Origin of the sequence: Phenylobacterium sp. (assembly GCF_035309685.1) — a bacterium.
GTDB lineage: Bacteria > Pseudomonadota > Alphaproteobacteria > Caulobacterales > Caulobacteraceae > Phenylobacterium.
This window is the reverse complement of record NZ_DATGEX010000039.1, coordinates 43,162-68,334: the sequence shown is the minus strand read 5'-3', so window position 1 is coordinate 68,334 and position 25,173 is coordinate 43,162. Positions and strand designations below refer to the sequence as shown.

At 69.0% G+C, this 25,173-nt stretch carries 27 protein-coding genes; 16 read left to right on the top strand and 11 right to left on the bottom strand.

Annotated elements, in window-relative coordinates:
• From VKQ35_RS12525 to VKQ35_RS12510, 4 genes are all read left to right on the top strand, one after another.
• The coding region (locus VKQ35_RS12525) for an SDR family oxidoreductase (protein WP_324362063.1) at window positions 1-646 on the top strand (646 nt) is incomplete at its 5' end.
• A 109-nt stretch (window positions 647-755) separates the two neighbouring features.
• A complete protein-coding gene (locus VKQ35_RS12520) occupies window positions 756-1,115 on the top strand; it encodes a response regulator (protein WP_324362061.1) in 360 nt (119 codons plus the stop codon).
• A 339-nt stretch (window positions 1,116-1,454) separates the two neighbouring features.
• On the top strand, window positions 1,455-1,988 hold the full coding sequence (locus VKQ35_RS12515; RefSeq protein WP_324362059.1) for a DUF4402 domain-containing protein: 534 nt from the start codon (window positions 1,455-1,457) through the stop codon (window positions 1,986-1,988).
• An 86-nt stretch (window positions 1,989-2,074) separates the two neighbouring features.
• Entirely contained in the window at window positions 2,075-2,839 is a 765-nt protein-coding gene (locus VKQ35_RS12510; protein ID WP_324362057.1) for a PIG-L family deacetylase, read from the top strand.
• A gap of 186 nt (window positions 2,840-3,025) precedes the next feature.
• Here VKQ35_RS12510 and VKQ35_RS12505 read toward each other — a convergent pair whose 3' ends face one another.
• Window positions 3,026-4,186 carry a Gfo/Idh/MocA family oxidoreductase gene (locus VKQ35_RS12505; RefSeq protein ID WP_324362055.1) on the bottom strand — a complete coding sequence of 387 codons (1,161 nt, stop codon included), beginning with the start codon at window positions 4,184-4,186 and terminating at the stop codon, window positions 3,026-3,028.
• 274 nt (window positions 4,187-4,460) lie between these two features.
• Here VKQ35_RS12505 and VKQ35_RS12500 point away from each other — a divergent pair, with 274 nt between their 5' ends.
• Window positions 4,461-4,982, top strand: a complete 522-nt coding sequence (locus VKQ35_RS12500) for a DUF4402 domain-containing protein (protein WP_324362053.1) — start codon at window positions 4,461-4,463, stop codon at window positions 4,980-4,982.
• A 2-nt stretch (window positions 4,983-4,984) separates the two neighbouring features.
• On the opposite strand, the gene VKQ35_RS12495 is transcribed toward VKQ35_RS12500, so the two are convergent.
• The 4 genes from VKQ35_RS12495 to VKQ35_RS12480 form a co-directional block, all read right to left on the bottom strand.
• Window positions 4,985-5,251 carry a hypothetical protein gene (locus tag VKQ35_RS12495; protein ID WP_324362051.1) on the bottom strand — a complete coding sequence of 89 codons (267 nt, stop codon included), beginning with the start codon at window positions 5,249-5,251 and terminating at the stop codon, window positions 4,985-4,987.
• Window positions 5,252-5,497: 246 nt separating this feature from the next.
• On the bottom strand, window positions 5,498-7,321 hold the full coding sequence (locus tag VKQ35_RS12490) for a PBP1A family penicillin-binding protein (RefSeq protein WP_324362049.1): 1,824 nt from the start codon (window positions 7,319-7,321) through the stop codon (window positions 5,498-5,500).
• Window positions 7,322-7,435: 114 nt separating this feature from the next.
• Window positions 7,436-7,915: a hypothetical protein gene (locus tag VKQ35_RS12485; protein ID WP_324362046.1), complete on the bottom strand. Its 480-nt coding sequence runs from the start codon at window positions 7,913-7,915 to the stop codon at window positions 7,436-7,438.
• Window positions 7,916-7,973: 58 nt separating this feature from the next.
• Window positions 7,974-8,600, bottom strand: coding sequence for a ParB-like protein (locus tag VKQ35_RS12480; RefSeq protein WP_324362045.1), 627 nt, complete (start codon window positions 8,598-8,600; stop codon window positions 7,974-7,976).
• 35 nt (window positions 8,601-8,635) lie between these two features.
• On the opposite strand from VKQ35_RS12480, the gene VKQ35_RS12475 reads away from it, so the two are divergent.
• From VKQ35_RS12475 to VKQ35_RS12465, 3 genes are read left to right on the top strand one after another with little or no spacing between them, the layout of a single operon-like run.
• Window positions 8,636-9,277: an MgtC/SapB family protein gene (locus VKQ35_RS12475; RefSeq protein WP_324362042.1), complete on the top strand. Its 642-nt coding sequence runs from the start codon at window positions 8,636-8,638 to the stop codon at window positions 9,275-9,277.
• Between the two features lie 7 nt (window positions 9,278-9,284).
• Window positions 9,285-10,481, top strand: coding sequence for a cytochrome P450 (locus VKQ35_RS12470; RefSeq protein WP_324362040.1), 1,197 nt, complete (start codon window positions 9,285-9,287; stop codon window positions 10,479-10,481).
• A 60-nt stretch (window positions 10,482-10,541) separates the two neighbouring features.
• The gene (locus VKQ35_RS12465) at window positions 10,542-12,380 is read left to right on the top strand and encodes an NF038122 family metalloprotease (RefSeq protein ID WP_324362038.1); all 1,839 of its coding nucleotides are present in this window, start codon (window positions 10,542-10,544) and stop codon (window positions 12,378-12,380) included.
• A gap of 7 nt (window positions 12,381-12,387) precedes the next feature.
• Here the strand turns inward: VKQ35_RS12465 and VKQ35_RS12460 are convergent, their stop codons facing one another.
• A complete protein-coding gene (locus VKQ35_RS12460; protein ID WP_324362037.1) occupies window positions 12,388-13,911 on the bottom strand; it encodes a M20/M25/M40 family metallo-hydrolase in 1,524 nt (507 codons plus the stop codon).
• A gap of 139 nt (window positions 13,912-14,050) precedes the next feature.
• On the opposite strand from VKQ35_RS12460, the gene VKQ35_RS12455 reads away from it, so the two are divergent.
• From VKQ35_RS12455 to VKQ35_RS12435, 5 genes are all read left to right on the top strand, one after another.
• Window positions 14,051-15,073 carry a hypothetical protein gene (locus tag VKQ35_RS12455; RefSeq protein ID WP_324362035.1) on the top strand — a complete coding sequence of 341 codons (1,023 nt, stop codon included), beginning with the start codon at window positions 14,051-14,053 and terminating at the stop codon, window positions 15,071-15,073.
• 119 nt (window positions 15,074-15,192) lie between these two features.
• Entirely contained in the window at window positions 15,193-15,789 is a 597-nt protein-coding gene (locus VKQ35_RS12450; RefSeq protein ID WP_324362033.1) for a Pycsar system effector family protein, read from the top strand.
• 76 nt (window positions 15,790-15,865) lie between these two features.
• Window positions 15,866-16,462: a Pycsar system effector family protein gene (locus VKQ35_RS12445; RefSeq protein WP_324362031.1), complete on the top strand. Its 597-nt coding sequence runs from the start codon at window positions 15,866-15,868 to the stop codon at window positions 16,460-16,462.
• A 79-nt stretch (window positions 16,463-16,541) separates the two neighbouring features.
• Window positions 16,542-17,207: a hypothetical protein gene (locus VKQ35_RS12440; RefSeq protein WP_324362029.1), complete on the top strand. Its 666-nt coding sequence runs from the start codon at window positions 16,542-16,544 to the stop codon at window positions 17,205-17,207.
• 173 nt (window positions 17,208-17,380) lie between these two features.
• The gene (locus tag VKQ35_RS12435; RefSeq protein ID WP_324362026.1) at window positions 17,381-17,596 is read left to right on the top strand and encodes a hypothetical protein; all 216 of its coding nucleotides are present in this window, start codon (window positions 17,381-17,383) and stop codon (window positions 17,594-17,596) included.
• 190 nt (window positions 17,597-17,786) lie between these two features.
• Here VKQ35_RS12435 and VKQ35_RS12430 read toward each other — a convergent pair whose 3' ends face one another.
• The 4 genes from VKQ35_RS12430 to VKQ35_RS12415 all read right to left on the bottom strand — a co-directional run bounded on the left by VKQ35_RS12430 (window position 17,787) and on the right by VKQ35_RS12415 (window position 21,988).
• Complete coding sequence (locus tag VKQ35_RS12430) at window positions 17,787-18,749, bottom strand: hypothetical protein (protein ID WP_324362024.1); 963 nt, start codon at window positions 18,747-18,749, stop codon at window positions 17,787-17,789.
• Between the two features lie 198 nt (window positions 18,750-18,947).
• Complete coding sequence (locus VKQ35_RS12425; RefSeq protein WP_324362022.1) at window positions 18,948-19,964, bottom strand: TonB family protein; 1,017 nt, start codon at window positions 19,962-19,964, stop codon at window positions 18,948-18,950.
• A gap of 97 nt (window positions 19,965-20,061) precedes the next feature.
• Complete coding sequence (locus tag VKQ35_RS12420; RefSeq protein WP_324362020.1) at window positions 20,062-20,505, bottom strand: nuclear transport factor 2 family protein; 444 nt, start codon at window positions 20,503-20,505, stop codon at window positions 20,062-20,064.
• Between the two features lie 109 nt (window positions 20,506-20,614).
• Window positions 20,615-21,988, bottom strand: a complete 1,374-nt coding sequence (locus tag VKQ35_RS12415; RefSeq protein WP_324362018.1) for a peptide MFS transporter — start codon at window positions 21,986-21,988, stop codon at window positions 20,615-20,617.
• Window positions 21,989-22,243: 255 nt separating this feature from the next.
• Between VKQ35_RS12415 and VKQ35_RS12410 the strand changes: the two genes are divergently transcribed.
• The 3 genes from VKQ35_RS12410 to VKQ35_RS12400 all read left to right on the top strand — a co-directional run bounded on the left by VKQ35_RS12410 (window position 22,244) and on the right by VKQ35_RS12400 (window position 23,720).
• Window positions 22,244-22,504 carry a hypothetical protein gene (locus tag VKQ35_RS12410; protein WP_324362016.1) on the top strand — a complete coding sequence of 87 codons (261 nt, stop codon included), beginning with the start codon at window positions 22,244-22,246 and terminating at the stop codon, window positions 22,502-22,504.
• Window positions 22,485-22,940, top strand: coding sequence for a hypothetical protein (locus VKQ35_RS12405; RefSeq protein WP_324362014.1), 456 nt, complete (start codon window positions 22,485-22,487; stop codon window positions 22,938-22,940). The genes VKQ35_RS12410 and VKQ35_RS12405 overlap by 20 nt, the downstream gene beginning before the upstream one ends.
• Window positions 22,941-23,030: 90 nt before the next feature.
• Window positions 23,031-23,720, top strand: coding sequence for a hypothetical protein (locus VKQ35_RS12400; protein ID WP_324362012.1), 690 nt, complete (start codon window positions 23,031-23,033; stop codon window positions 23,718-23,720).
• An 85-nt stretch (window positions 23,721-23,805) separates the two neighbouring features.
• Here VKQ35_RS12400 and VKQ35_RS12395 read toward each other — a convergent pair whose 3' ends face one another.
• Window positions 23,806-25,062: a restriction endonuclease gene (locus tag VKQ35_RS12395; RefSeq protein ID WP_324362010.1), complete on the bottom strand. Its 1,257-nt coding sequence runs from the start codon at window positions 25,060-25,062 to the stop codon at window positions 23,806-23,808.
• Window positions 25,063-25,173 lie beyond the last annotated feature (111 nt).

Here is a 25,173-nt window from a genome sequence, read left to right as displayed (position 1 = left end):
CCGCGAGGAGTGGGAGCGGACCTTCAACGTCTGCTGGGGCGGGGTCTACCTGGGGGTGCGGACCTTCCTGCCCATGCTGCAGGCGGCCGACGAGGCGCACATCGTCAACACCTCCAGCGTCAACGGCTTCTGGGCGAGCCTGGGTCCCAACGTCAGCCACACGGCCTATGCGGCGGCGAAGTTCGCGGTGAAGGGCTTCTCCGAGGCGCTGATCACCGATCTCGCGCTGACCGCGCCCAACATCAAGGTCTCGGTGGTGATGCCGGGCCACATCGGCACCTCCATCGTCGCCAATTCGCGCAAGGTGATGAGCGGCCGCGACGAGGACGCGTTGAGCGCCGACGACCTGGCGCGGGCGCGCACCCGGATTTCGCGCATGGGCGTGGATGTCAGCCAGCTGCCGGACACGGCCCTGCAGGCCATGGTCGACGAACAGGCCCGCCGCTTCCTGGAGGACGCGCCGACGACGGCGGGTGAGGCGGCGACGATCATCCTGGACGGGGTCAAGGCCGAGCGCTGGCGGATCCTGGTGGGGAACGACGCCGTGGCGATGGACGCCATGGTGCGCAAGGACCCGGAGGCCGCCTATACGCCGGAGTTCTACGAGGTGCTGATCAAGGAAATGGGCTGGCGGCTGGGGCGCTGAAGAGCGGCGCAAACAAGCTTGGCCGCAATAAATCTTTGGTTTCACACAGGATCTGCATTGCTTGGACGCAATGTGTCGGCTATGCGACGCATCTTCGGAGTGCGTCCTGATGGTCTGTGTTCTGCTGGTCGAGGATGAGCGCGAGGTTGCGGAACTTACCCGCGACGCGCTGAGCGACGCCGGTTTCAAGGTGACCGTCGCGCTGGACGACCGCACCGCCTACCAGACCCTGGAACATGAGGCCCGCAGCTTCGCGGCCGTGGTCACCGACATCAACCTTGGGACCGGAGTCACCGGCTTCGACGTCGCCCGCTGCGCGCGGCGGCTCAACGAGGCCATCAAGGTGATCTACATTTCCGGCCAGGGACCGCATGCCGGCCAGTTCAGCGTCGAGCGCGCGCTGACCGTGGAGAAGCCCTTCGACCCGCGCGACCTCGCCCAGCAGGTCGCGGCCTTCATCAAGAACTAGTCCCCAGCGGGGCCGTAGTTCCCGGACTGTCTTGGTCTGGGACGGCGCATGGGGCCGCTCACCACCCCGCGCCTTCGATTCCGGCCGACATCTCGCGGTCTTCAGCGCCCTGGGGCGTTAGCCATTACCGTTAGGCATCCGCAGGTGCGGCATCTCAACGCGATATCGCCGATTTTCCAGGGCGGGACGCCAGTAAAACCCAGCCGGGTCCGAGACTTGCTCTCCACGGAATCGAGACCTGACTGTGTGTGCCATTACGGGATCGGGCGCGACATCCGGGTTTGCAGATTAACCAGTCGCCTCGCTTGGTTAAGGCGCGGCATCGAGTCGAGGGGTACTATGAAGCTTCGCAATGTCCTGATCGCGGCCGGTTCGGCGCTCGCGCTTTCCACCCTGGCCACCGCCGCCTTCGCCGCCGGCACGCTGAACGCGTCCGCGGTCTCCAGCGTCATCGTCGTCTCGCCGACCACGCTGACCAAGACCCAGGACATGAACTTCGGCACCGTCGTTCGTCCCAGCGGCGCCAACGGCAACACCACCTTCATCCTCGACACCGCCAACAACGTCACCAAGAGCGGCGGCGACGGCTCGGTCGTCGCCAGCACCACGACCTCGGCGAAGTTCAGCCTGGTGACCACGCCGGGGATTTCGTTCACGCCGAGCGCCGTGCTCAGCTTCGCCCCGGCCGGGCAGCTGATCAACATCGCCGCGGGGACCCCGCTGGTCACCGGCGCCACCGGCGCGGGTCCGACCTTCAACCTCGCCGCCAACGGCACCGCGATGCTGAGCTACGGCGGCCAGTTCGACGTCACCCCGACCACGGTGCCGCAGACCTACACCGGCACGCTGGCGGTCACGATCACCTACAACTGAGCGCGGGCGGCCCCGACTCCGACAGACCACCGGCCCGGGCGACCCGGCCGGTGGTTTTCGTTTGCGCTCTGGCCTAGCCTCGCGGCATGGCGACCATCCTGGCGGTCCACGCCCATCCCGACGACATCGAGCACCTGGCGGCCGGAACCTTGGCGATCCTGGCGGCCCAGGGGCACGCCATCCGCATCGCGACCCTGACCGCCGGCGAGTGCGGCTCGGCCGCCACCGACCTTGCCGCCACCGGGGCCATCCGCAAGGCCGAGGCCGCAGCCGCCGCCGCCCTGATCGGCGCGCAATACCGCTGCGCCGACCTGGCCGACCTGGGCGTGTTCAACGACGACGCCTCGCGCCGCGCGGTGACCGAGCTGATCCGCTGGGCGGCGCCGGACGTGGTGCTGGCCGCCTCGCCCGCCGACTATCACCCTGACCACGAGGCCGCGAGCCAGCTGACCCGCGACGCCTGCTTCGCCGCCTCCGTGCCCAACTACCGCACGGGCCCGGCCACGGCGCTGGAGGCGATCCCCCACCTCTATTTCATGGACCCGATCGGCGGGCGCGACCGCGAGGGAAACCGCATCGCAGCCGACTTCGGCGCGGACATCGAAGGCGGCTTTGCGCGCAAGCAGCAGATGCTCTCCGCCCACGTCAGCCAGGCGGAATGGGTGGCGCGCCAGCACGGCATCGCCGATCATCTGGGCTCCATGGAGGCCTGGTCGCGCCGCCGTGGCAAGGACTTTGGCCGCACCGTCGCCGAGGGCTTCCGCCAGTACGTCCACGAGCCCTATCCGAAAGCGCCGCTGCTGCAGCGCCTGCTGGGCGAAGCCCTGGTCACGCCGCCGCCTGCGACCTAGAGCCAATCGCCCTCCAATCAGGTTGATGCTTTTGGCGTCCTCGCCCCCTTGCGGGGCGAGGGTAGGGAGTGGGGGTGTCATCGCCGTGCTTATGGGGCCGAAGCGCAGTCCTCACAGCTTGCACCCCACCCCTGACCCCTCCCCGCAAGGGGGAGGGGAAGCTCAGGCCCCAATCCGAGCATCGACCTAGCCCTTCACGACCGCGTCATAGCGCGCCCACATCGGGCGGCAATCGAGCACCTCGCCGGACTCCATGGCCTCGTCGATGGCCATGACCGTCAGGCCGGCTTCCAGGCTGTCGAAGGGGGTCACCGGGAACGGAGCGCCCGCTCCGAGGCTCGCCAGCAGGTCACGCGCCATGGCCTGGTCGGCGCCATTGTGGGCGTCTGCGGTGCGTTCGCCAAAGTCGATGCGCTCGGGCTTGCCGCGGCTGAGCGCGCGGCGGACCATCAGGCGGTTGCGCGCCAGGTCGGCGATCAGCGTGCCTTCGGTCCCGGCGACGTACCAGCGCCGCTCGGGCAGCGCCACGTGGCTGTTGGCGTGGAACGACAGGCGCACCTGGTTCTCGTATTCGATCATCGCGGTCTGGTGGTCGGTGACGTCCATGTCCGACTGGAAGGCGTCATTGGCGCCCTGCCAGCCGGGGTCGAAGGCGTAGGCCGCCTCGCCGGTGTCCCAGGTGCGCGGCGTGGTGTCGGCCCGCTCGGCGGTGAAGATCCGCCGCCCGCCAAAGCTCGCGATCCTGCGCGGGCGCGCCCCGGCCAGCCGGGCGAAGATATCGAAGTCGTGGCAGACCTTGTCGAGCAGGTAGGAGCCGCCCCAAGCCTGCCGGCGGCGCCAGTTGCGGGCCAGATAGCCGCCGTGCTCGGGCGGCAGGTGCTCGGTGGCGTCGATGGAGACGATCTCGCCAAGCTCGCCCGCGTCGATCCGCGCGACCACCTCGCGCACGATCGGCATGGAGCGCATGACCAAGCCGATGAACAGCGGCGGTGTCTTGGTTGTCGCCAGCCGGGCGGCCAGCGCCAGGCTCTCGGCCTGGGTGCGCACGATGGGCTTCTCGGCGAAGACCGGCCAGCCGGCGTCGAGCCCCAGATTGAGGTGCTCGAAGTGCAGGTGGTTGGGCGAGCCGATCATCACCAGGTCGTAGGGTCCGGCCGCCAGCAAGGCCGCGGGCGTTTCGAAGGCCCGGCCCGACGCGATGCCGGCCGCGGCCAGGATCGGCGCGCCCACCGGCGCCGGATCGGCGTGGCCCGCGACCTCCAGGCGCCAGCCCACCTCGGCCATGGCGGCCAGCACATGGGCGATCCGCTGGCCCAGGCCGATCACCCCGATCCGGTAGGTCTTCATGGCCGCGCCGCGCCCCGTCGCTGAGGCGCGCACCTGAGCATGTTCGGGGCGCAGCGGCCACCGGGCGGATACCCGCGCCGCCATGGTTATCGCGCCCTCAACGCCGAAGCGCGCGGAAACCCAAGCTTAACCACGACCATAAAGACGCTGTTTAGAATATAGATCGCTGACGACTAGTTGGTAATCGTTCGTTATTCACGTGTATCGAAATAGAACACGATCATAGTTACTTGCAGAAACCCGATCTAAAGACTCGGCGGCTATTCTCTGCAGCATGAAACTGCAGAATGTGGTTCCAGCGGCCGTATCGGCCACCGTTCTCGCGCTCTCCGCGACCGCAGCGTCGGCGGGCGGGACCCTGACCGCCGTGGCGACGGCGAGCGTGACCGTGCTCGCGCCCGTCACCCTGCAGGCGACGCAGGGGCTCGACTTCGGCGCGGTGACCAAGCCCGGCAACGCCGGCGCCAACACCATCACGCTCGACGCCGCCAGCAATCTGGTGACCCTGACGGGCACGGGCGACGCGACCAAGGTCGCCGGCGCGGTGAGCGTGGCCAAGTTCAGCATCGTGGGCCCGGCCGGGGTGACCTACACAACCACCCAGAACCTGACCTTCGCCCAGCCCGGCCTGACCAAGGTCTCGGCCTCGGCGCCTGTGCCGGCCAGCGGCGCGCTCGGCGTGATTCCGGCGTCGGGCATGCAGGAGCTGCGCTTCGGCGGCGCCTTCGATCTCAGCGCGGCCACGCCCGTTCAGGCCTATTCGGGCTCACTGACCGTCACCGTCAGCTACAACTGATCCTACTTCTTCGCGGGCGCCGCCGGCGGAACGGCGGGCGTCTGGTTGGTCACCGGGCCTGAGCCGTCGACCGGCGTCGAGGCGGCGGTGGCGGCCTGCACGGCCTGGGTCTCCAGCTGCGAATTGGGCACGGCGGACGCCGGCGCGTCGGTCGAGACCACGGCCTTGGCGGTGCCGGTGTCGGCCTCGGCCTTGCGGCTCTGGTCGCAGCCCGAAACGCCGAGCGCGAGCGCGCCCAGGGCGGCGAGCGCGATGTATGCCGATTTCATCTTCACGGTCCTTCCTGCGGGTACAGCCCCTCAGAACCGCAAGCTTGGCCGCCTGGTTCCGCGCGCAGGCGGACCGGCGATCAGCTTCCCCTCCCCCTTGCGGGGAGGGGTCAGGGGTGGGGGTGCAAGCTGTGAGGCCAGTGCTTCGGCCCTATAAGCGCCGAGCTGACACCCCCACTCCCTACCCTCGCCCCGCAAGGGGGCGAGGACGCTAGGATGTCCAAGTTCGTTGAATGTCGATTGGCCTTAGGCGGGGCTGGCCGGCGTGGCCTGGGCCGGCGCAACGGCCGGCGCGGGCGTCGCGACCGGGGTCGGGACCACCGGCAGCGGGGCCGGCGGCCCGGGCGGGATCGGCCCGTTCGGCAGATGCTTGACCGCGGTCATCATATAGCCGCGCCAGATCTCCGACGGCGCGCTCGCGCCCATGATCCGCTGCATCGGCTTGGCGTCGTCGCGACCGGTCCAGACCACGGTGGTGATCCCGCCGGTGAAGCCGCAGAACCAGGCGTCCTTGTAGTCGGTGGTGGTGCCGGTCTTGCCGGCGAAGTCGTGCCCCGGGAAGCTGGCGTGGGTCCCGGTCCCGCGGGCCATGACCGCACGCATCATCTGCTGCATCTCGCCCTCCGCCGGGTTGGCGAGCGCCTGGGTCGCGAGCTCGGTCTTGTGCGCGAACAGCACCTGGCCGCCGGCCGTGCGGATGCGCTCGATGGCGTAGGGCTGGATGCGGTAGCCGCCGTTGGCGAAGGCGTCGTAGGCCTGGGCCATCTCCAGCGGGGTGACCAGGCTGGTGCCGAGCGCCATGGCCGGGTCGGTGTTGATCTGACTGTTGATGCCCATGCGGTGGGCCACGGCGGCGACGTTCTCGCGGCCCACCTCGTCGGCCAGCCGCGCGGCGACGGTGTTGACCGAGTGCGCCAGCGCCGTCTCCAGCGTGATCTGGCCCATGAACTCGGGCTCCATGTTGTGCGGCGACCAGCCGTTGATGGTCACCGGCTCGTCCACCACCATCAGGTCCGGCGTGCGGCCGGACTCCATGGCCGCGGCGTAGACGAAGGGCTTCCAGGCCGAGCCCGCCTGGCGGTGGGCGTCGACGGCGCGGTTGAACGGGCCCTTCACATAGTCGACGCCGCCGACGAGCGCGCGCACCCGGCCCGAACCGTCCAGCGACACCAGGGCCGCCTGGCTGACGCCCTGCTTGGCGTACTTGCCGGTGGCGGCGACGATGGCTTCGCCCGCGGCGATTTCGCTGGGCAGGTCCAGCGTGGTCTCGACCACCAGGTCCTGCTTCAGCGGACCCACGGCGGCGCGGGTCTGGCCGTCCAGCCAGTCGATGAAATATTGCGCCGGCGCGGTGGGCGCGGTCTTCCAGACCTTGGGCGTCTGGGCGAGCGCCTTGTCGCGGTCGGCCTCGCCGATCGCGCCGGTTTCGACCATGGCGTCGAGCACCAGCCTGGTGCGTTCGGCGTTGCGGTCGGGGAAGTTGGCCGGGTCGTAGTTGGTCGGCGACTTCATGATCGCCGCCAGCATGGCCGCCTCGCGGATGGTCAGCTTCGCCGCCGGCTTGTTGAAATAGCGCTGGGCGGCCGCCTCCAGCCCATAGGCGCCGGAGCCGAAGTTGGTCCGGCTGAGGTAGAGCGCCAGGATCTGCTTCTTCGAGTAGGTCTGCTCGAGCTTCAGCGCGATGACCAGCTCGTCGGCCTTCCGCTCCAGGGTCTTGGTGTTGCTGAGGTAGAGGTTGCGGGCCAGCTGCTGGGTGATGGTGGATGCGCCTTCGCGGGCCGTGCCCTTGGCGAGGTCCGACACCACCGCGCGGGCCATGCCGACCGGGTCGAAGCCCGAGTGCTCGTAGAACCGGCGGTCCTCGATGGCGACGAAGGCGGCGGGGACGTAAGGCGGCAGGCGGGCGAGGTCCACCGGCGGCGCGAACTGGCCGCCGCGCACGCCCAGCGTCGCGCCTGAGCGATCGACATAGGTGATCTGCGGCTCGCGCACGATCGGCGGCAGGCGGGACGACAGGTCGGGCGGGCTGAGCGCGACCGAAGCGGCGGCGGCGGCGAAAAGGGCGATCAAGCGCTAAGACTCCAGAACGACGGGCGGCCCCTCAGCGCGAATCCGTCTTCGCGCCTTGTCGCTCCACTTGTGCGCCGACGAAAGATAATTCGCGGTAATGCGGCGTGAGGTCGCCTACCAGCCGCGCCCCGTCGCGTTGATCAGCAGGTGCGGCGCGGTGACCGGGTCGGCGCCGTCGCGGGGCAGAATCCGCAGCACCGCGGCTGTGGCGCCGAGGCTCCGCAGTTGGTCGGCGACCGCCTTACCGCGGCGCTGCGCCAGGTCGTTCAGATGGGCGTCGTCGCCGTGATTGTCGGCGTCGGGCTTGATGACCACCTCGACGCCCGGATTGCAGGCGAGCCACTGGGCCGCGGCGGCCAGGCGCTTCTGGCCAAGTTCGGTGACGGTGGCGTCGTCGAAGGGGAAACCGGCCTCGACCGGCGAAATGGCGTCCAGCGCGAGCGGCGCGCAGGCCGCGGGCCTGGCGGCGTGCGCGGCGCGCGCCTGCAGGATGGCTTGGCTGGGCGGCGGCTTGATCTGCTGGGTCAGGCAGCCGGTGAGCGAGGCGCCGATGAGCGCGGCCGCGAGCGCGGACGGGAGAAGGCGTAGGACCATGCCGCCAGCTACCATTGCGGCCGCGAGGCGCCTAGTCGGGGGTTCGGGGGCGGCGGCGTCAGTCGTTGTCCATCGGGTCGGGTCCGCACCAGCCGGGCAGGTAGTTCGCGGCCTGGGCCTTGCTGAGCTTCAGCGCGCGGGTCAGCGCCGAGCCGAAGTCGCCCGCGACCAGCTTGGGCTTCACCCGCCGGCGCAGGTAGTCGGCCCAGATGAACTCGCTGAAGGGCGTGATGTCCTTGGCGAAGCCGCCGGCGCGGCGCAGCTCTCCGGCCAGGCTGCGGTAGGGGTCGTCCCTGAGCGCCGCGACCTTGGCCGGGATCGCCTTGAACCCGACGCGGGCGCCGGTCTCGTCGTAGGGATGGCACCAGGCGCGGTTGTCCAGATAGCTCCAGAACTCGCGGCCGCTCAGGGTGCGCAGGTCGAGGATCGCGTCCACCAGCACCTCCTCGACCCCGTCCTCGAGCAGGGCGCGGCAGAGGTGGTGATGGTCGAGGATATAGGCGCGGTCCTTGGGGCCCCAGACGATGGGGATCATGTGCCGGCCGAGATATTCGCTGCCCTTCTTGTCGGACCGCTCGCGCCATTCGCGGCGCTTTTCGGCGACTTCCCGGAAGCCCACGGTGATCTGGGTGGGATGCAGCGACTTGATCGGAACGGGATTGAGCACCGGCTCGCGTCTCGACATGGGGGCGTCCTCCTGGGCATCCTCGAACCTACGCCATGACAGAGACCTACGCCCAGATCGCCCTGCAACTCGCCGCCGCCTGGATCGCCGGCGGGCTGGTCGGCGCGGAGCGCAGCTACCACGGCCGCGCCGCGGGCTTCCGCACCCACGCCCTGGTGGCGCTGGCCGCGGCGGCCACCATGCAGGTCACCCGCGCGCCGCAGATGGCCCAAGGCGTGATGACCGGCATCGGCTTCCTGGGCGCGGGCGTGATCTTCAAGGAGGGCGTCAACGTCCAGGGCCTGACGACGGCGGCCTCGGTCTGGGCGATCGCGGCGGTGGGCCTGTTGTTCGGCGTGGGCGACTACGGCGCCGGGGTCATGGCGACGGGCGGCGTTCTCACGACCCTCGTGGTGTTGCGCTGGGTGGAGGACCGGGCGCCGAGCCGCGTCTACGCCTGGGCGGTGCTGCGCTTCCGCGCCCCGAGCGCGCCCGACAGGGATGGCTTGCTGGAGATGCTGGAGGGCTTCGGTGTCAGCCTGCGCGACGTCAGCTACGCGCTCAGGAGCGACGGCGCGGTGGTGGAGTTCAGCGGCAACGTCGTGGCCCGCGCCGACCGTTGCTTCGACGAGCTCTCCGGCCACCTGCGCAGCCATGAGGGCGTCGCCGAGTTCGAACTGTCGCGGATCAGCAAATAGGGTGGCCATGAAGATCGACCTGCTGTCGCCCGCCAGCTTCGCCGCCGGTCAGCCGCACGATCAGTATCGGTGGCTGCGTGAGCACGCGCCCGTGCGCTGGCATGACGAGCCGGACGGGCGCGGCTTCTGGGCGGTGACGCGGCATGCCGACGTCTGGGCGGTGGATCGCGACTTCCAGAACTATTCCTCCCAGCCGACGATCATGATCTCCGACCCGGCGGCGGAGCAGGCGGCGGGCTTTGGACCCTACAAGATGATGCTGATGATGGATCCGCCGGAGCACACGGCGTTCCGCAAGCTGATCCGGTCGGAGTTCACCCTGCCGGCGGCGCGCCTGCGGGAAGAGCGCATCCAGGCGCTGGCGCGCGGCATCGTCGACGCGGTGATCGAAAAGGGCGCGTGCGACTTCGTGGCCGAAGTGGCCGGCGAGATGCCGTCCTTCGTCATCGCCGAGCTGATGGGCCTGCCGCTGGAGGACGGGCGCGAGCTCTACAAGCTGACCGAGACCATCCACACCGCGCCCGAGGCGCTGCCGCCGGGCGCGGGCGGACAGGCGGTGCTGAAGATGTTCGAGTACGGCTCCAAGCTGATCGCCGAAAAGCGCGCCCGGCCCGGCGACGACCTGACCTCGAAGCTGCTGGCCTGCGAGGTCGACGGGCGGCGGCTGGAGGACATGGAGTTCCTGCTGTTCTTCCTGCTGCTGGTCGACGCCGGCGGCGACACGACCCGCAACCTCTTGTCCGGCGGCCTCTTGGCCCTGATGGAGCACCCGGCGCAGTTCGCCTGGCTGATGGCGGACCTCGACGCGCGGCTGCCGTCGGCGCGGGAAGAGCTGCTGCGCTGGACGAGCCCGGTGATCTACATGCGCCGCACCGCCCGCCACGACGTCGAGCTGGCCGGCCAGCGGATCCGCGAGGGCGACAAGGTGGTCATGTACTTCGGCGCCGCCAACCGCGACCCGGCGGCCTTCGAGGCGCCGGAGACCCTGGACCTGGCGCGGGACCCCAACCCGCACATCGCCTTCGGCACCGGCCCGCACGGGTGCCTGGGGCAGCACATCGCCCGCATCGAGATCGACGCCATGCTGCGCGAGGTGCTGACCCGGATGACCGGCTTCGAGCTGGCCGCGCCGCCCGAATGGCTGGCGTCCAACTTCATCTCGGGCCCGAAGACCATGCCGCTGCGGTTCCGTGCGGCCCTATAAAACCCGTATTGACAACCAAAAGCTGCGCCGCCCCAATGTCCCCTCGCCGGGGGGCCAGTAATGCCTGTGAGTAGTGAGACGGTCACGCTGGCGGGAAGCGGGCTGGTTTTTCAAAATACCTACGAGCCCGGCGTCTCGGACGCCTACCGCAACAACATCATCACCGCCGAGAACTTCCTCCAGACCCATTTCGTCAATCCGGTGACGGTCGGCGTGACCTTCGAGTTCACGCCTCTGGCCGGCGACGGCATCGCCGAGAACGACTTCTTCATCACCAACTACAGCTACGCGACGGTGACCGCGGCTCTGGCGGCGCACGCCACGACGGCCGACGATCAGCTGGCGGTCGCCGCCTTGCCGGCGGTCGATCCCTCCGGCGGGCTGGGCTTCGCCGTCACCTCCGGCCAGGCCCAGGCGCTCGGCCTGCAGGGCCCCAGCGGCATGCCCAACGACGACACCGTGATCCTCAGCAGCAACCAGCCGTGGGTGTTCGGGCAGGATGTCGTGGGCACGATTGAGCACGAGATCACCGAGGGGGTCTTCGGCCGCAACCAGGACCTCGGCCTGACGGGGAACAACTACGATATCTTCGACCTCTTCCGCTACAACGTGAACGGTCAGCACGACTATACGGGGGGCTCGGACGGCGCCGTGGCGGTGTTCGGGGTGGACCCGACCCACCTGACGAATTTCATCTTCCACAACTCGATCAGTGCGATTGGCGCCAACGACGGCCAGGACCTCGGCGACTGGGACAACACCTTCTTCGACGCCTTTGGGGGCGGCGGCGCCGACATCTCCATCAGCATGTCGCAGACCGACCTTCGGGTGCTGGACGTCATCGGCTGGACGCCGCCGGCGACGCCGCTGCCCGGCGCGGACGACTTCGCCAACAGCTTCAGCGACACGACCCATCCGTTCGGGCAGCTGAGCGTCGGCGCGCCGATCGTCGGCAGCATCGAGATCGTCGGCGACCGCGACTGGTACGCCGTGCAGCTCAACGCCGGGACCGACTATGTGGCCAGCATCGTCGGCGAGACGGGCGGCGGCGGGACGCTCGACGACTCCATCCTGCGCCTGCACGACGCGACCGGCGCGCGGATCGCCAGCAACGATGACGCCAATCCGGACACCTTCGACTCCAGCCTGGTGATCCACCCGACGGTGAGCGGGACCTACTACGTCGAGGTCGGCTCCTTCGAGGATGCGACGGCCGGCACCTATACGGTGAGCGTCCAGGCGAGCGCGCCCGCGGCCACCGACGGGGGCGACTTCCTGGTCGGCGCGGCCGGCGGCTCGACGATCAACGCCGGGACCGGCAACGACACGGTCACCGGCGGCGACGCCCAGAACTACCTGCGCGGCGACGCGGGCGACGACGTCCTGAACGGCGGCTCGGGCTTCGACGACATCAACGGCAACATGGGCGACGACACCGTCCACGGCGGCGCGGGCGACGACTTCTCGGTGGGCGGCAAGGACAACGACCTGCTGTTCGGCGACGCCGGCAACGACATCGTCTGGGGGAACCTCGGCAACGACACCTGCGACGGCGGCGACGGCAACGACCAGTGCCGGGGCGGCCAGGGCGACGACTCGATCTCGGGCGGGGCCGGAAACGACTTCATCTCCGGAGATCGCGGCAATGACACCGAGAGCGGGGGCTCGGGCGCCGACACCTTCCACGGCAGCCAGGACGCCGGGATCGACAAGGTGCTCGACTTCAACCTGGCCGAGGGCGACCGGGTGCAACTCGACCCTGGCACGACCTACACGGTGAGCCAGGTCGGCGCGGACACCGTCATCGACATGGGCGCGATCAATGGCGCGCCCAACCAGATGATCCTGGTGGGCGTCAACATGGCCACGCTCACCGGCGCCTGGATATTCCTGGGATGAGGCTCGGCTACCAGTTCAGGTCGGCGAGCAGGCCGGCGTAGACCTCGATCCCGTCCCACAGATTGCCCAGGCGCAGGTTCTCGTTCTGGGCGTGCTGATTGTCGTCGTAGTTGGCGATCGAGACCCCGACCATCGGGGCCTTCAGCTGGTTGACGATCTCGGCCATGCCGGAGCTGGCGCCGGAGAACGGCAGCTTCAGGACCGGATAGCCCACCGTGCGCGAGATCGAGGCGGCGACCGCCTTGGCGGCCGGCCCGTCCATCGGCGACTCGGTGGCGATGGAAGAGCCCTCGTCCCACTCGACCTTGACGATCTTGGGGTGGGCCATGCGCGTGGCGAGGTCCGGCGTGGCGCGGACGATGAACCAGCCTTGCTTCTGCAGATAGGCTTCGGTGAGCGCGCGCACGCGCCCGGGCGTCTCGCCGGGGTCGAGGCGGAAGTCGAAGGAGGCGTTGGCCTCGGTGGCGATGGCGTTGGCGGCGTTGGGGCCGTCGTCGCCGCCGTGGATGGCGCGGACGTTCAGTGTGGGCGTCATGTAGCCGTCGGCGAGGCGTCCCGGTCCGATGTTGCGGCCAAGGCCCAGCGCCTGTTTCAGGCCGGTCTCGACGTCGGGCAGCGCGGCGAGCGCGGCCTTGTCTGCGGCCGAGACCGGGGTCACGTCGTCATAGATGCCGGGGATCAGGATGTGACCCGAGTCATCGCGCAGGCTCGTCACCAGGCCGGCGATCATCACCGTCGGCGAGGGCGCCCAGGAGCCGTAGTGGCCGTCGTGCAGCGGCTTCAGCGGGCCGTAGACCGTGGCCTTGAAGCCGGTGATGCCGCGGTTGCCGAAGTTGATCTCCTGCTTGCCGGACTGGTGCATGGGCCCATCGCCCATGATCAGGAGGTCGCCGCGCACCGTCTCCAGGTTCCTGGCCACCAGCCTGGCGAAGTGGGGCGAGCCCTGCTCCTCCTCGCCCTCGTAGAGCAGCTTGATGTTGACGCTGGGCCTGATGCCTGAGGCCTGCAGCGCGTCGAAAGCCGAGATCAGCGCCTGGATCGAGCCCTTGTCGTCGCCGGCCGAGCGGGCGAACAGCCGCCAGTCCGGATCGAGCGTGGCGGCCGCCTTCCAGTCGACCGGCCTGGCCTCCGGGAGCGCGGTGCGCATGGAGGGCTCGAAGGGCGTCGAGATCCAGCCCTTCTGGCTGATCGGCTGACCATCGTAGTGGGCGTAGAAGACGACGGTGCGGGTCGCGCCGGGGACCTTCAGCTCGGCGAAGACCGAGGCCGGCGTGCCGGGGTCGGCGCGCAGCAGCTGGGTCTTGAAGCCGCGCTTTTCCAGGAGGCCGGAAATATAGGCCGCGTTGGCGTCGACGTCGGCGAGCGTGGTGGCGACATTGGGCTTGGCGAGCAGGGCGGTGAAGTCGGCGAGGATTTCGCGCTCATGGGCCACGCGCCAGGCATGGACGGCGGCTTTGGGCGAGGCGGCGTCCGCGGCGCCGGCGGCGCCGAGCAGCATGGCCAAGGCGGTGATCAGATCGCGAGATTTCATGCATTCCCCCAAAGGCGCCTACGAGGGCGTCGCCGCCGTCGCATAACCGTACAGGCTGAGGGCCAAGCTCGCCTCGATCAAAAATTCGCTATTCACGAATTGTGGCGGGCGCCAGAAAGCTGGGCGCATGAGGGGACCGATGATCCGAGCCTTGATCTTTGCGGCCGCGTTTGTGGCCTTGGCGTCCAGCGCGAGCGCTGAGGGCGTGCCGCGCGCGGCGGACGGGCACGCCGACCTGTCGGGCGTCTGGTCCAATGCCTCGGTGACTCATCTGACCCGGCCGCCTGGCCAGACGACGCTGACGATCAGCAAGGCCGAGGCCGAGGCCTTCGCCAAGTCGAGCCCGCTGGTGGCGCGCCAGGAGCGTGACGCCGCGCCCATCGACCCCAAGGCCGGCGCGCCCGGCGTGGGCGATCCCGGCGGCTACAACGCCTTCTGGCTCGACCCCGGCAACACCATGGGCGAGGTGAAGGGCCAGTACCGCACCTCCTGGATCGTCGACCCGGCGGACGGCCAGCTGCCGCTCTCGGCGCAGGGCAAGGCGCTGGTGGCCAAGGCCAATGCCTACAGCCGCGACGCCGACCGGCCCGACAACCCCGAGGCCTTCGAGCCCTGGGACCGCTGCATCATCTCCAGCCGAGGCTCCGGCGGGCCGGGGATGCTGAACAACATCTACAACTCCAACTACCAGATCCTGCAGACGGCCAAGTACGTGGTCATCGAGGTCGAGATGATCCACGACGCGCGCGGCGTGCCGGTTTTCGCCTCCAAGGCCGCCGCCCAGGCGGCGCACGGCCCCGCGGCGCTGGCGTTGTGGCTGGGTGACTCGACGGCGTGGTGGGAGGGCGACACCCTGGTGATCGAGACGGTCAATGTGAACGCCGAGCAGGGGCGCGCCGGGCCGATCTTCCTGACCCCCAAAGGCCGCGTGACCGAGCGCCTGACCCGGGTCTCGGCCAAGCAGATCCTCTATGCGTTCGAGGTGGAGGATCCGACCTACTACACCCGCCCCTGGAAGGCCGAGATGAGCCTGAACGCCGGCCCCAAGGCGATCTACGAATACGCCTGCCATGAGGGGAACTACGCCCTGCCCGATATCCTGAGCGGCATGCGCGCCGGCGAGCGGGCGTCGGCCGGCAAGGCGAAGACCGGCGGGGAATAGGGCCGGGCCGAAGCTCCCACCCAAACCAAGGTGCGACCATCCGTACAGGCGCCCGTTCGCTTGACATGCGAACTTGCGAACAAGTTTCATGTATCCTGGTGTTTTCGGGGGGAACGGCCATGGCTGATGGAGAACCGCTGGCGGCGGCCGCCGCCGCGCCGGGAGGGCCGTCTGGGAGCATTCCGGGCGAGGCGTCGCGCCACGGCTTCGGGCCGGACGCGGTGCACCTGCTGCGCACCACCCAGGCGATCCAGTACCAGCTGAGTCAGATGGCCGACCAGAAGGCCAATATGGTGCTGGCCATCACCTTCGTGATCTTCTCGCTCGCGCTGGGCCAGGCGAAGGGCGGGTCGGAGCCCCTGCCGCTGCTGATCATGGGCGCGGCCGCCTTCGTAGCCGCGACGCTGGCGGTGATGGCGGTGCTGCCGTCGGTGACGCCGCCGCACGTTGGGCCGGACGGGCCGGCCAACATCCTGTTCTTCGGCGCCTTCGGCCAGATGGAGGAGGAGGCCTTCATCGACAAGCTGCTCGACAGCCTCACCGACAACCGCGCGGTCTTCCGAACCTTCGCCCGCGACATCTATCAGAACGGCCACGTGCTGGCGGTGAAGAAGTACCGGCTGCTGGGCTATTCCTATCGCGTCCTGTTGGCGGGCCTGTTTCTCAGCGCCTCGGCCTTCGTCCTGACCTATGGCATGAAGCTGGCGGGGTTCTAGACCTCACCGCCCAGTTCGCTTGACATGCGAACTTGCGAACGCCTTCCATAGTCACGCTGGGTCTAGGGGCGTGAGCATGGCGGACGGGGAACGGGCGTTGGAGGCCGCGGGGCTGGCGGAGGCGGCCCTGGTCGGGACGGGACCCGCGGGGCAGCCGCCCTATGGACCGGACACCGTGCAACTGCTGCGCAACACCCAGCAGATCCAGTACCAGCTCAGCCAGATGGCCGACCAGAAGGCCAGCATGCTGCTGGCCATCACCTTCGTGATCTTCTCGCTGTCGCTCGGCCAGTCGCATCCGGGCGCCATCCCGCAGGCGCCGGTGCTGATCCTGGGCGGCACGGCCTTCCTGGCGGCGACGCTGGCGGTCCTGGCGGTGCTGCCGTCGGTCAAGACCCCGGGCCCCGCGCAGGGCGCGCCGAACATCCTGTTCTTCGGCGCCTTCAGCCACATGTCGGAGGACCAATACATCCGCACCCTGCTGAGCGGCCTCACCGACAACCACGCGGTCTTCCAGGCCTTCGCCCGCGACATCTACCAGAACGGTCAGGTGCTCTCGGGGAAGAAGTACCGCCTGCTGGGCTGGGCCTACCGGATCCTGCTGCTGGGCCTGTTCTCCAGCGCCACGGCGTGGATCACGCCCTATGCGGCGCACGCCGCGGGCCTGCGCTGAACGCAACGAAAGCGGGCCAGGAACGTTTCGGGACTGCAACAATGCGCCATGTGGCGCCTGCAGCCGGAGTTTCCCCCTTATGAAGTCCCTTTTCGTCGTGGCGCTGGCCGCCTCGGCCCTTACGTCCGCCGCGCCCGCGATGGCGCAGCAATTCCAACCCTCCGCCGGCGGGCCCGTGCAGCCGGGCCACGGCTTCCGCGAACAGCTCGAAATGCTCGAAGGCCGCGTGCGGGAGGGCATCCGCGCCGGCCAGATCGATCCGGGCGAGGCGGCCCGCGCCAATCGCGAGCTGGCCTCGATCCGTGGCGAGATGGAAAATCTGCGCAGCCGCAGTGGCGGGGAACTGTCGGACATGGACCGCGGCCGCCTGCAGCAGCGCCTGGACGGTCTGTCGCGCTCGATCCATTGGATGCGCCAGAACGGTCCCGTCGCCGGCCCCGGCGGCCCGCCGCCCGTGGTCGCCATGCCGCAGGGCCAGATGGCCGGCGGCGAGTGGTCGCTCGAACGCCGCGAAGCCTGGATGCAGGAACGCCTGGACCGCGCGCGGTCGGACGGCTCGCTCACCCGCCACGACATCAAGCGGGCGCAGAACACCCTGAACGGCATCCTGGCTCGCCAGAACCGCATGATGCGCGACGGCCACCTGGACGGCCGGGAACGCAGCGAGCTGGAAGGCCGCCTGGATCAGCTGCGCGACACCCTGCGCTGGGCCAACCGCGAGGACGCCCCGCCCTGGCGCCGGTGAGCCGCCGCCCGCGCTGAGCCGCGTGGAACGAAGCCACAGCCCCCGCGCCGCAAGGCGCGGGGGTTTTCGTTCCTGAACGCCGGCTAAACGGGCGGCTCAGCTTGGCCTCAGGGCGCCCGGCGCAACCTCACCGACGATCCGCCACCCTTGGCGGACGCGACGAGGCCAAGACCATGCTGACCGCACGCACCCTTGAGTGGGCGCCGCTCGACCACACCGCGCAGCGGCCGGTGGAGATCGGAGACCTGGTCTCCGCCGACGCCGGCGGCATGCCGATCTACCGCGTCACGGCCTTCGAGGAGGGCCGCGCCTGGGTCGCCACCCGCGAGGGCGCGCCGGCCCGCGCCATGCCCCTGGACGGCTTCCGCTGGAAGGGCCGGAGCGGCTAGATCAGCGCCAAAGTTGGGTCCGTCGGAGTAGACTCCTAACCCTCCCTATAGGGCGCACACGTCACCCGCGCGCGCCGATGTTGGACATGAGAAAGACGGCGGGCCGGGCGCGTAGCGCCAGACCCAACCGCGCAGAATAAGGCCGGCGGCGGCAGCGGCCGAAGATTAAGTGTTCATGTTTTGTTTCAGCCTAAGACGCGCAGTCCGCAAGGCCGTGCAGGGCCGCGACGATCAGCGGTTTCGCCTGGGCCTGGCTGAGTTTCGTCAGCTGTTCGAGCGAGCGGGTCCTGCCGAGCTCCTGGGCGACCAGGAAGCCCACATAGTAGCCGAAGCGCGGCGGCAGCTCCGGGCTCAGCCGCTGGAAGGTGAACAGCGGCGCCTCGTCCTTGTCGTCGGTGGAATCGAGCCGCGCGGTCACCGCGCAGACCGCGGCCTTGCGGTTGGCGTCCACCGCCGGGCGGATCGGCTCGGGCAGCGTCAGCAGCAGGGCCTCGTCGGTGGCGCCGGGATTGAGCCGCGACGCCACATAGGTCGCCAGCCCCTCCTTCCAGAGCCCGCACCAGACCGGCTGGCAGTCGCCAAAGCTGCGTTCGTGCAGGATGTGGAACAGCTCGTGGTGGAAGAACGGCTGGACCTGCGGCCCCTTGTGGATGCGCGCGATCAGGTCGGCCCCGAACAGCAGCCGCACGCCCTGCGGCAGGTCGCGCGTGCCGCCGTCGAACTCGCCCAGGCTGTGCACCAGGTAGATCGGCGCATAGCCGCGCATGGGGCCAAACCGCGCCTCGAAGGTCTTCAGCGCCGGCGCGAACATGGCGGAGAACCTGTGCTCCACGTCCTCGATGCCCGCGCGATCCTGCGGGAAGGCTTTCAGGTTGCGCAGCAGGCGGGCGCGGTAGGCGTCCTTGCCCTTCGGCGTTTCGAACCGCGCGGCGTCGTAGAAGCCCGGCAGCGCCGGGGCGAAGGCGGCCTCGAACGCCGCCCCGCGCTCGGCGTCGGGGAGCGCCTGCGTCGCCTCCCAGGCGCGGGCGAAATCGGGGATCGTGTCGACCAGCCTGGGCTCGCCGCCGGCGGCGGGCGCGGGGTTTGGCGCGGCCTGGGCCGGGGCGGCGGTGAGCAGGGCGAGCGCGCTGAGCGCGAGGATGATCGGGCGCATCCGCCCCCTCTAGGCGTGGCCGTGGCGCAAGCTCCAGTTAAACATCGGTCATGCCGTCGCGGTCGGGGGTAGGGCGGGCGGCCGCGGGCCGGTTTTGTGGGTTGACAAGGGTGGAACAAAAAGAGAACATATACCGACCTGCTCCTCTCCCAGGCGCGGCAGCGCCGAGGGAGAGGAGCAGGGGTTGTTGCGCCGCGCTCACCCCTCGGGCTTGGCGCCGGCTTCGTAGCGGAGGGGGATGTTGATGGTCCCGCCGACCGTCGGCAGGCCCTCGGCGGTCCAGGTGGTGAGGCGGAAGTGCGGGCTGAGCCCCAGCGCCGCCTGGCCGACGCCGGTTCCGGCCGGGTCCTCGGACTGGACGCTGCAATCGGCGACCGAGCCCCCCTGCTGCACCGTGCAGGCGAGACGCGCGTGCGCCGTGCCGGTCGCCACCACCTTGCCGAAGGCGGCCACGGTATCCTGGCCGTTCGGCAGCGCCGCCCACTGGGCCTTGCCGATCACCGGCTGGCCGGCGTCCAGCATGGCCGGGTCGAAGACGAAGGGAAGCTGCAGGTGGGCGCCGGTGACGGGCTTGCCGTCGCTGAGCGTCGGGAAGGCGCGGAAGGCCTTTGACAGCGCCTTGGCGGCGTCGCCGAAGCCCTCGTGCTTTGGCTCCTCCGTCAGCGTGTCGCAGTGGAAGAGCCGCCCCTCCCGATTGATCTCGCAATCCAGGCTGACCCGCCCGCCGACCCGGGCGGCGCGCGCCTTGGCCGGGTAGGCGGCCGCCACGGCCGCGTAGCTGGGCGCCTCGGGCCAGGCCATGTTGGCGCTCACCACCGGCTTGCCGGCGTAGGCGTCCGGCGGCGGGCGGTAGCCGAGCGACTTGAAATTGATGGGGATGTTGGCGGAAGAGACGACGGGCTTTCCGTCAAGGGTCGCCGGCCTCATCAGGAACTGCGGCGCGAGCGCCAAGGCGGCGTCCCCGAAATGTGCGCCGGGCGGCGTTTCAAAGGTGACCTTGCAGTCGAACAGCGCGCCCTGGACGCTGACCGAGCAGTGGATGGTCGCCTGGCCGCCCGTCCCGTTCTTCAGGGCCTCGGTGGGCCAGACCTTCATCAGCTCGCCGGCGGTCGGTTTCCGCAGCCAGTCCGCATTCTTGTAGACCGACTGCGCTCGCGCGTCGGCCGCGGACAGCAGGACCGCGGCGGCCGCCACGGCGATGATACGCAGCTTCATGATACCCGCTCCCCCCAAGGCGCAACCGCAGCGTGCCATAGCGGTTGTGGGGAGGATAGGGGGGCCGCGGCGCGCCGCCGCCCCCGGCGCCATCCGCCTATTTGCCGGTGACCTTGGTGGTCTGGGAGGCGACCGCCATCCAGTGGCCGCCGCGCTTCTGGAACACGTCGGTCCAGCTGTAGGTCCCGCTCGAGTCCTTGCCCTTGTCGAGGCCGGTCTCGTCGTCATAGCCCTGCACGACCGCGACATCGCCGAACACGCGGACCACGACGTCGTGGTTCTTGATCGCGGTGGTCTTGCTGGTCGGGTCCTTCATTTCGGCGAGCGCCTTGGCCTTGTTGTTCTGCTTGCCGCTCGGCCCGCGGCCGATCCAATCCGGCGCCAGGATCGCGTCGACCGCCTTGACGTCCTGAGTGAGCCCCGCGGCCGACCACTTGGCCTCGAGGTCGGTCAGGGTCTTGGCCACGTCTTCCGCGGCCGAGGCGGCGCCCGCCGCGCCGGCCAGCATCAGCACCGCGGCGCCTAGGATGAGACTACGCATGTTGTTTCCTCCCCCGTGGGCGAGGCCGGCCACAGGGCGGGCCTCGCCAGGGCGCTGAGCTTACGACGTTCGCTCAGCGCCCGGCAGTGCACATTTTTGGCGCGCGCGCTTACGCCGCTTCGGGGGCGAAGCGGCCGGCGACGCCGGAGAGGGCGAGGCCGCCGAAGATCGCCCCGGCCGCGGCGACGACGCCGGCGTGCAGCGCCCAGAAGGCGGTGGGCGAGAGGGTCTCGTAGAGGCCGCCCAGGCGTCCGCTGATCAGGCTGCCGGCGAAGATCGCCAGGTAGTAGACCCCGACCATCATGGCGTTGACCTTCTTGGGCGCGGTGTGGGTGTAGAAGGCGATGGCCACCGGCACGACCCACAGGTAGCCGAACGACTCCCCGAAATTGTCCACGATCACCCAGATGAGCGGGATCTTCGCGCTCGCGCCGAAGATCAGGCTGGCCGCGCCGTCGAGCAGGGTGAAGGCCGCCATGACGGCGCAGCCGAACGCCATCTTGCCCATGTTGCTGAACTCACGCCCGTTGCGCTGCTGCCAGTCCCAAAGGGCGAGGACCAGCGGCACCAGGGCGACGCAGATGATGCTGCCCAGGGACTGGATCCAGGCGATCGGCATGTGAAATCCGCCGACCACCATGTTCACATGGTCGCGGGTCCAGATGTTGTAGACGTTCCACTCCTGGGAATTGACGATCCAGTAGAGGGTGAGCGGCGGCAGGAGCGCGATCAGGAAGCCGACCGTGCGCCACTCCGCCCCGGTGAGCGGCGCCGTCGCGCGGACCTCATGCCGCGGCGGGTCGGCCGGGATGTGCTTCGATCCCGCGAGGTAGGTCACAAGCCCGATCAGCATGCCGAAGCCCGCGAACCCGAAGCCGAAGTGCCAGCCCCAGGTCTGGCCCAACAGGCCGGTGATGATCGGGGCGATGAAGCCGCCGGTGTTGACCATGGCCACATAGATCTGCAGGCCCGACGCCAGCCTGGGATCGCCGGATGTATAGAGCTTGCCCACCTGGGCGATCAGGTTGCCGCGCAGGAAGCCCGCGCCCAGGATCAGCAGCAGCAGCGCCAGCAGGAAGGACTGGTCGAAGGCCATGGCCAGGTGGCCGCAGGTCATCAGCACCGCGCCCAGGATCACCGCGTTCTTGCGCCCGATCACCCGGTCGCCGATGAAGCCGCCGAAGATCGGCGTGAAGTAGATGAAGCCGATGTAGAGGCCGAAGATCTGCGAGGCCAGCGCCTGGACGCTGAGCGGCCCGGTGACGCCCTCGATCACCGCCCGGAAGGCCGGGAAGCCCACGACCTTCTCCACGTGGCCGGGCAGGAGCAGCTGCTCGGCGAGATAGAGGGTGAGGAGCGCCAGCATCCCGTGGAACGAGATCCGCTCCCACAGCTCCGTCCCGGCCAGCGGAATGAGCCCCGTCGGATGCCCGAAGGCGCGGCGGTCGCCCCGCGCGATCGCCAGATCGCCGGCTACCGCCATGCCGCCCCGGTCTTCTGCATCCCGCCGTCCCCCAGGGCCGCGAAGGCCCAGGATGGAGTGTAGGCCGCCGTGGCGGGGCGGCAAGGAAAGCAAAAATGTTCAGGGGCGGGCGGGCCGCCACGAATTGGGGCGCCCGGGCCTGGGCCTCGACGTTAACCCCTGTGACGCCGACTCGGACAAATATTCATCGGTCCGATGAAGTTGATTGGCTCGGTGGGGCGAACAATGTTCCAAACGCTCGATTGGGGATGATCGATGAGCGTTCTGAAAGACGACATCGCCGCGTTCGAGCGGATGAGAGCGACGCTTGAAGCCGAGCACGACCACGAGTGGGTCGTGTTCCATGCCGGCGTCTATATCGGCGCATTCAAGGACTTTGAGACCGCGGCCGAAGAAGCCTTGGAACGCTTCGATGTCGGACCGTATCTGATCCGCCAGGTTGGAGCGCCGCCGGTCCAGCTTCCGGGCGGCATGATCTTCACCCCGGCCCATTCCTTTGGCCCAGGCGGGCTTTAGGAAGGGCAAGGACGGCAAGTCGCCGTCCGACCTCCTCGCCGAACTCGGGCCGACGCTGCTGGTCGACATCGGCCTTCGGCGGACCGTCGACACGGACGGAAAGCCCGATCTGCCGACCAAGGGGGTCCGGGCGCTGATCGACACCGGCGCCGGCGGCGACTGCATTGACGACGACCTCGCCCGGTCGCTGGGCCTGATCATCCACGAAGAAGGCTTCATCAGCGGCGTCGGCGGCCGGCACTGGGCGGCGACCTACATGGCGCGGATCTATGTGCCCAGCCTCGACCGCCTGCTGTTCCAGAGCTTCACGGGCGTCAAACTTCGCCAGGGCGGCCAGTGGCATCGCGTGATCCTGGGGCGAACGTTCCTGAGGCAGTACCGGCTGGTCTACGATGGCGGCGATGGCCAGGTGGAGATCGGCGGGGGGCCGGGCTAGCCGCGTCGGGGTCGAGCGTGGCCGCCGCCCCAATCCCGCCGACGATGGGAGCCTGCCTGCGCAGTCCGTTCAAGGACGCCCAGCGGCGCCTTGACCAGGTTCGCCGCCGCGCGAAGCGAACCTTGTTATGCGGCTGGCAGAGGGATAGATTACAACCAGGGCGTGATCCGGCGGGGGCCTCGATCCCATCGCCGCGCGCACGCCGGGGAGGGATTCAAATTGGCCGAACAGAAGCCGCCGCCGCGGGAGCGTTTCCGTTTCTGGGAATTGATGGCGGTGTTCGCCTTCGTCCTGGGGGCGGTCGCGATCGGCGTCTACGGCTGGTCGGTCGCCGCGTTCATCCGGGTCTCGAGCACCCTGCTGCTGGTCGGTTCGGCGGCCTGGCTGTCGGGAAGCGTCCTGGGGTTTCTGTTCGGCGTGCCGCGCTTTCAGACCGATGCGGAACGCCGAGGCGCCCTTGGCGGCCCGTCCGGCTTCATTCCAAACACCAATCTGGAGCAGATCTCGGACTGGCTCACCAAGATCATCATCGGCGCGACGCTCGTACAGCTGAACACACTGGCCGGCGCGATCGGCGGCCTGTGCACGACGATCGGAACCGCCGTGGGAACCCAGGGGGCGGCGACGGTGGCCGGCGCGGTCCTGATCTTCTATTTCGCGACCGGATTCATGTGGGGCTACCTCTGGTGCAGCCTGCGCATCTTCCGCGAGATGGCGGACCTGATGGGAAGCCAGCTCCAGGCCTTCCGCAAAGCGGGCGGACCCGACCCGACGCCCTAGGCGCCGCCCCAATCCCACTGACGATGAGAGCTTGCCCGCGCCGCCCGTTCAAGGACGCGCTCTGGGGTGGGCGGCGGCCGTTGTCTCAAAGATCGGCAAGCTGGTTGTAGTGGAGCAACTCGGTTCCTGTCGTGGCGGCGAGGTGCTGAGCTTGCGGCGTGTACGAGGTGCTGCACACGACCGCGGCGCGGCGGGCTCCCATATGAACCTTGCCCGTCAGCGCTTCTTGTACCGCCTTGTTGCCGACCGGCCCCGAGTAGAGCTTGCATTGGATGACGATGCTGTCGTCGCCCCGGCGGGCGAAGATGTCGACGCCCTGGTCGCCCGAGAACTGGGTCACGTCGGTGGTCCACCCTCCTCGCTGCATTATGGCCGCGCAAAAGTTTTCGAACTCACGCGGCGACATCTTGGGATCAAAGGCCATTCCGAGCGTCAGGTTTTTCGCCGCTTCTTCCACACGCCGATCAAGCTTGGTTGCCTCTAGCTCCATGATTGATCGGGCAAGGTCCGCTTTCACGCGGCGTAGACGAAGTTCTGGCCCCATGCGCGTGGAGTAGAACTCCTGAAGTTCCCTTTCCCATTGCCGTCTGTCCTCGACGCCGTAGGCATTTCGCCGAACCAACTGGAGATACCGGCGCGTAAGCGCGCCTTCGTACTCGTCAACGACCTTCCAGAATTCGAGGCGGGCGCGGGTTCGCTCAGCGAAGCGGCCGCGAATGACCAATACCGGCACGATCAGGATCGCCAACAGCATCAGCAATCCGATGATCGCGCTTGCTGGGGAACTGGGTTGCGGCGTTGGGGCTGAGGTGAGGGGCGTTGACGTGGGCTGAGCGGGCGCGCTCGAACCTGCGGCAGCGCCCGCCGGGGCCGGAACCGGCGCCAGGGATAGGGAGTCGGCTGGCGGCGCCGCGTAATTGGCAGGAGGCGGCTGGTCTGGGGAGCCGACGGTTTGGCTGGCGCTGGTTGGATTGCTGGCTGTCGAATTCGGGGCGGACGCGGGGTTTGTGCTTTCAGAAGCCGAGGACGCATCGGCGAGGTCCTGACGTCTATGTTCCATAGCCAACCGGAGACAGCCGCGATCCCCGTTGCATTGGAGCAGGGCGCGGATAAAGCCCGCTTCGGTCGTCCGGTAGTTGTCGGCGACGTCCGGGTTTTCGCGCATCCGGTCGTGGTAGAGACCGTTTTCCTGTCCCAGGAGGTCAAGGAGGTCGGAGTCGGAGCAGACGGCCTGGGCCGTCGGGTTCGCGCTCCTGACCGAGCAATTAATCGTAGCAGAGCGGGCCAACGGGGCCGACGCTACGACGACGAGGCCCAGCGCAAGCGCAAACAGGTTCCGCATTCGACGATCCCCCGACCAGCCGCGAAACAACTATACGCTGAAATACGGTCGGCAACCGCCTATGAGCGTCCGGACCGTCCTTGTGCTCCTGCTCCGCGACTATCAGACTGA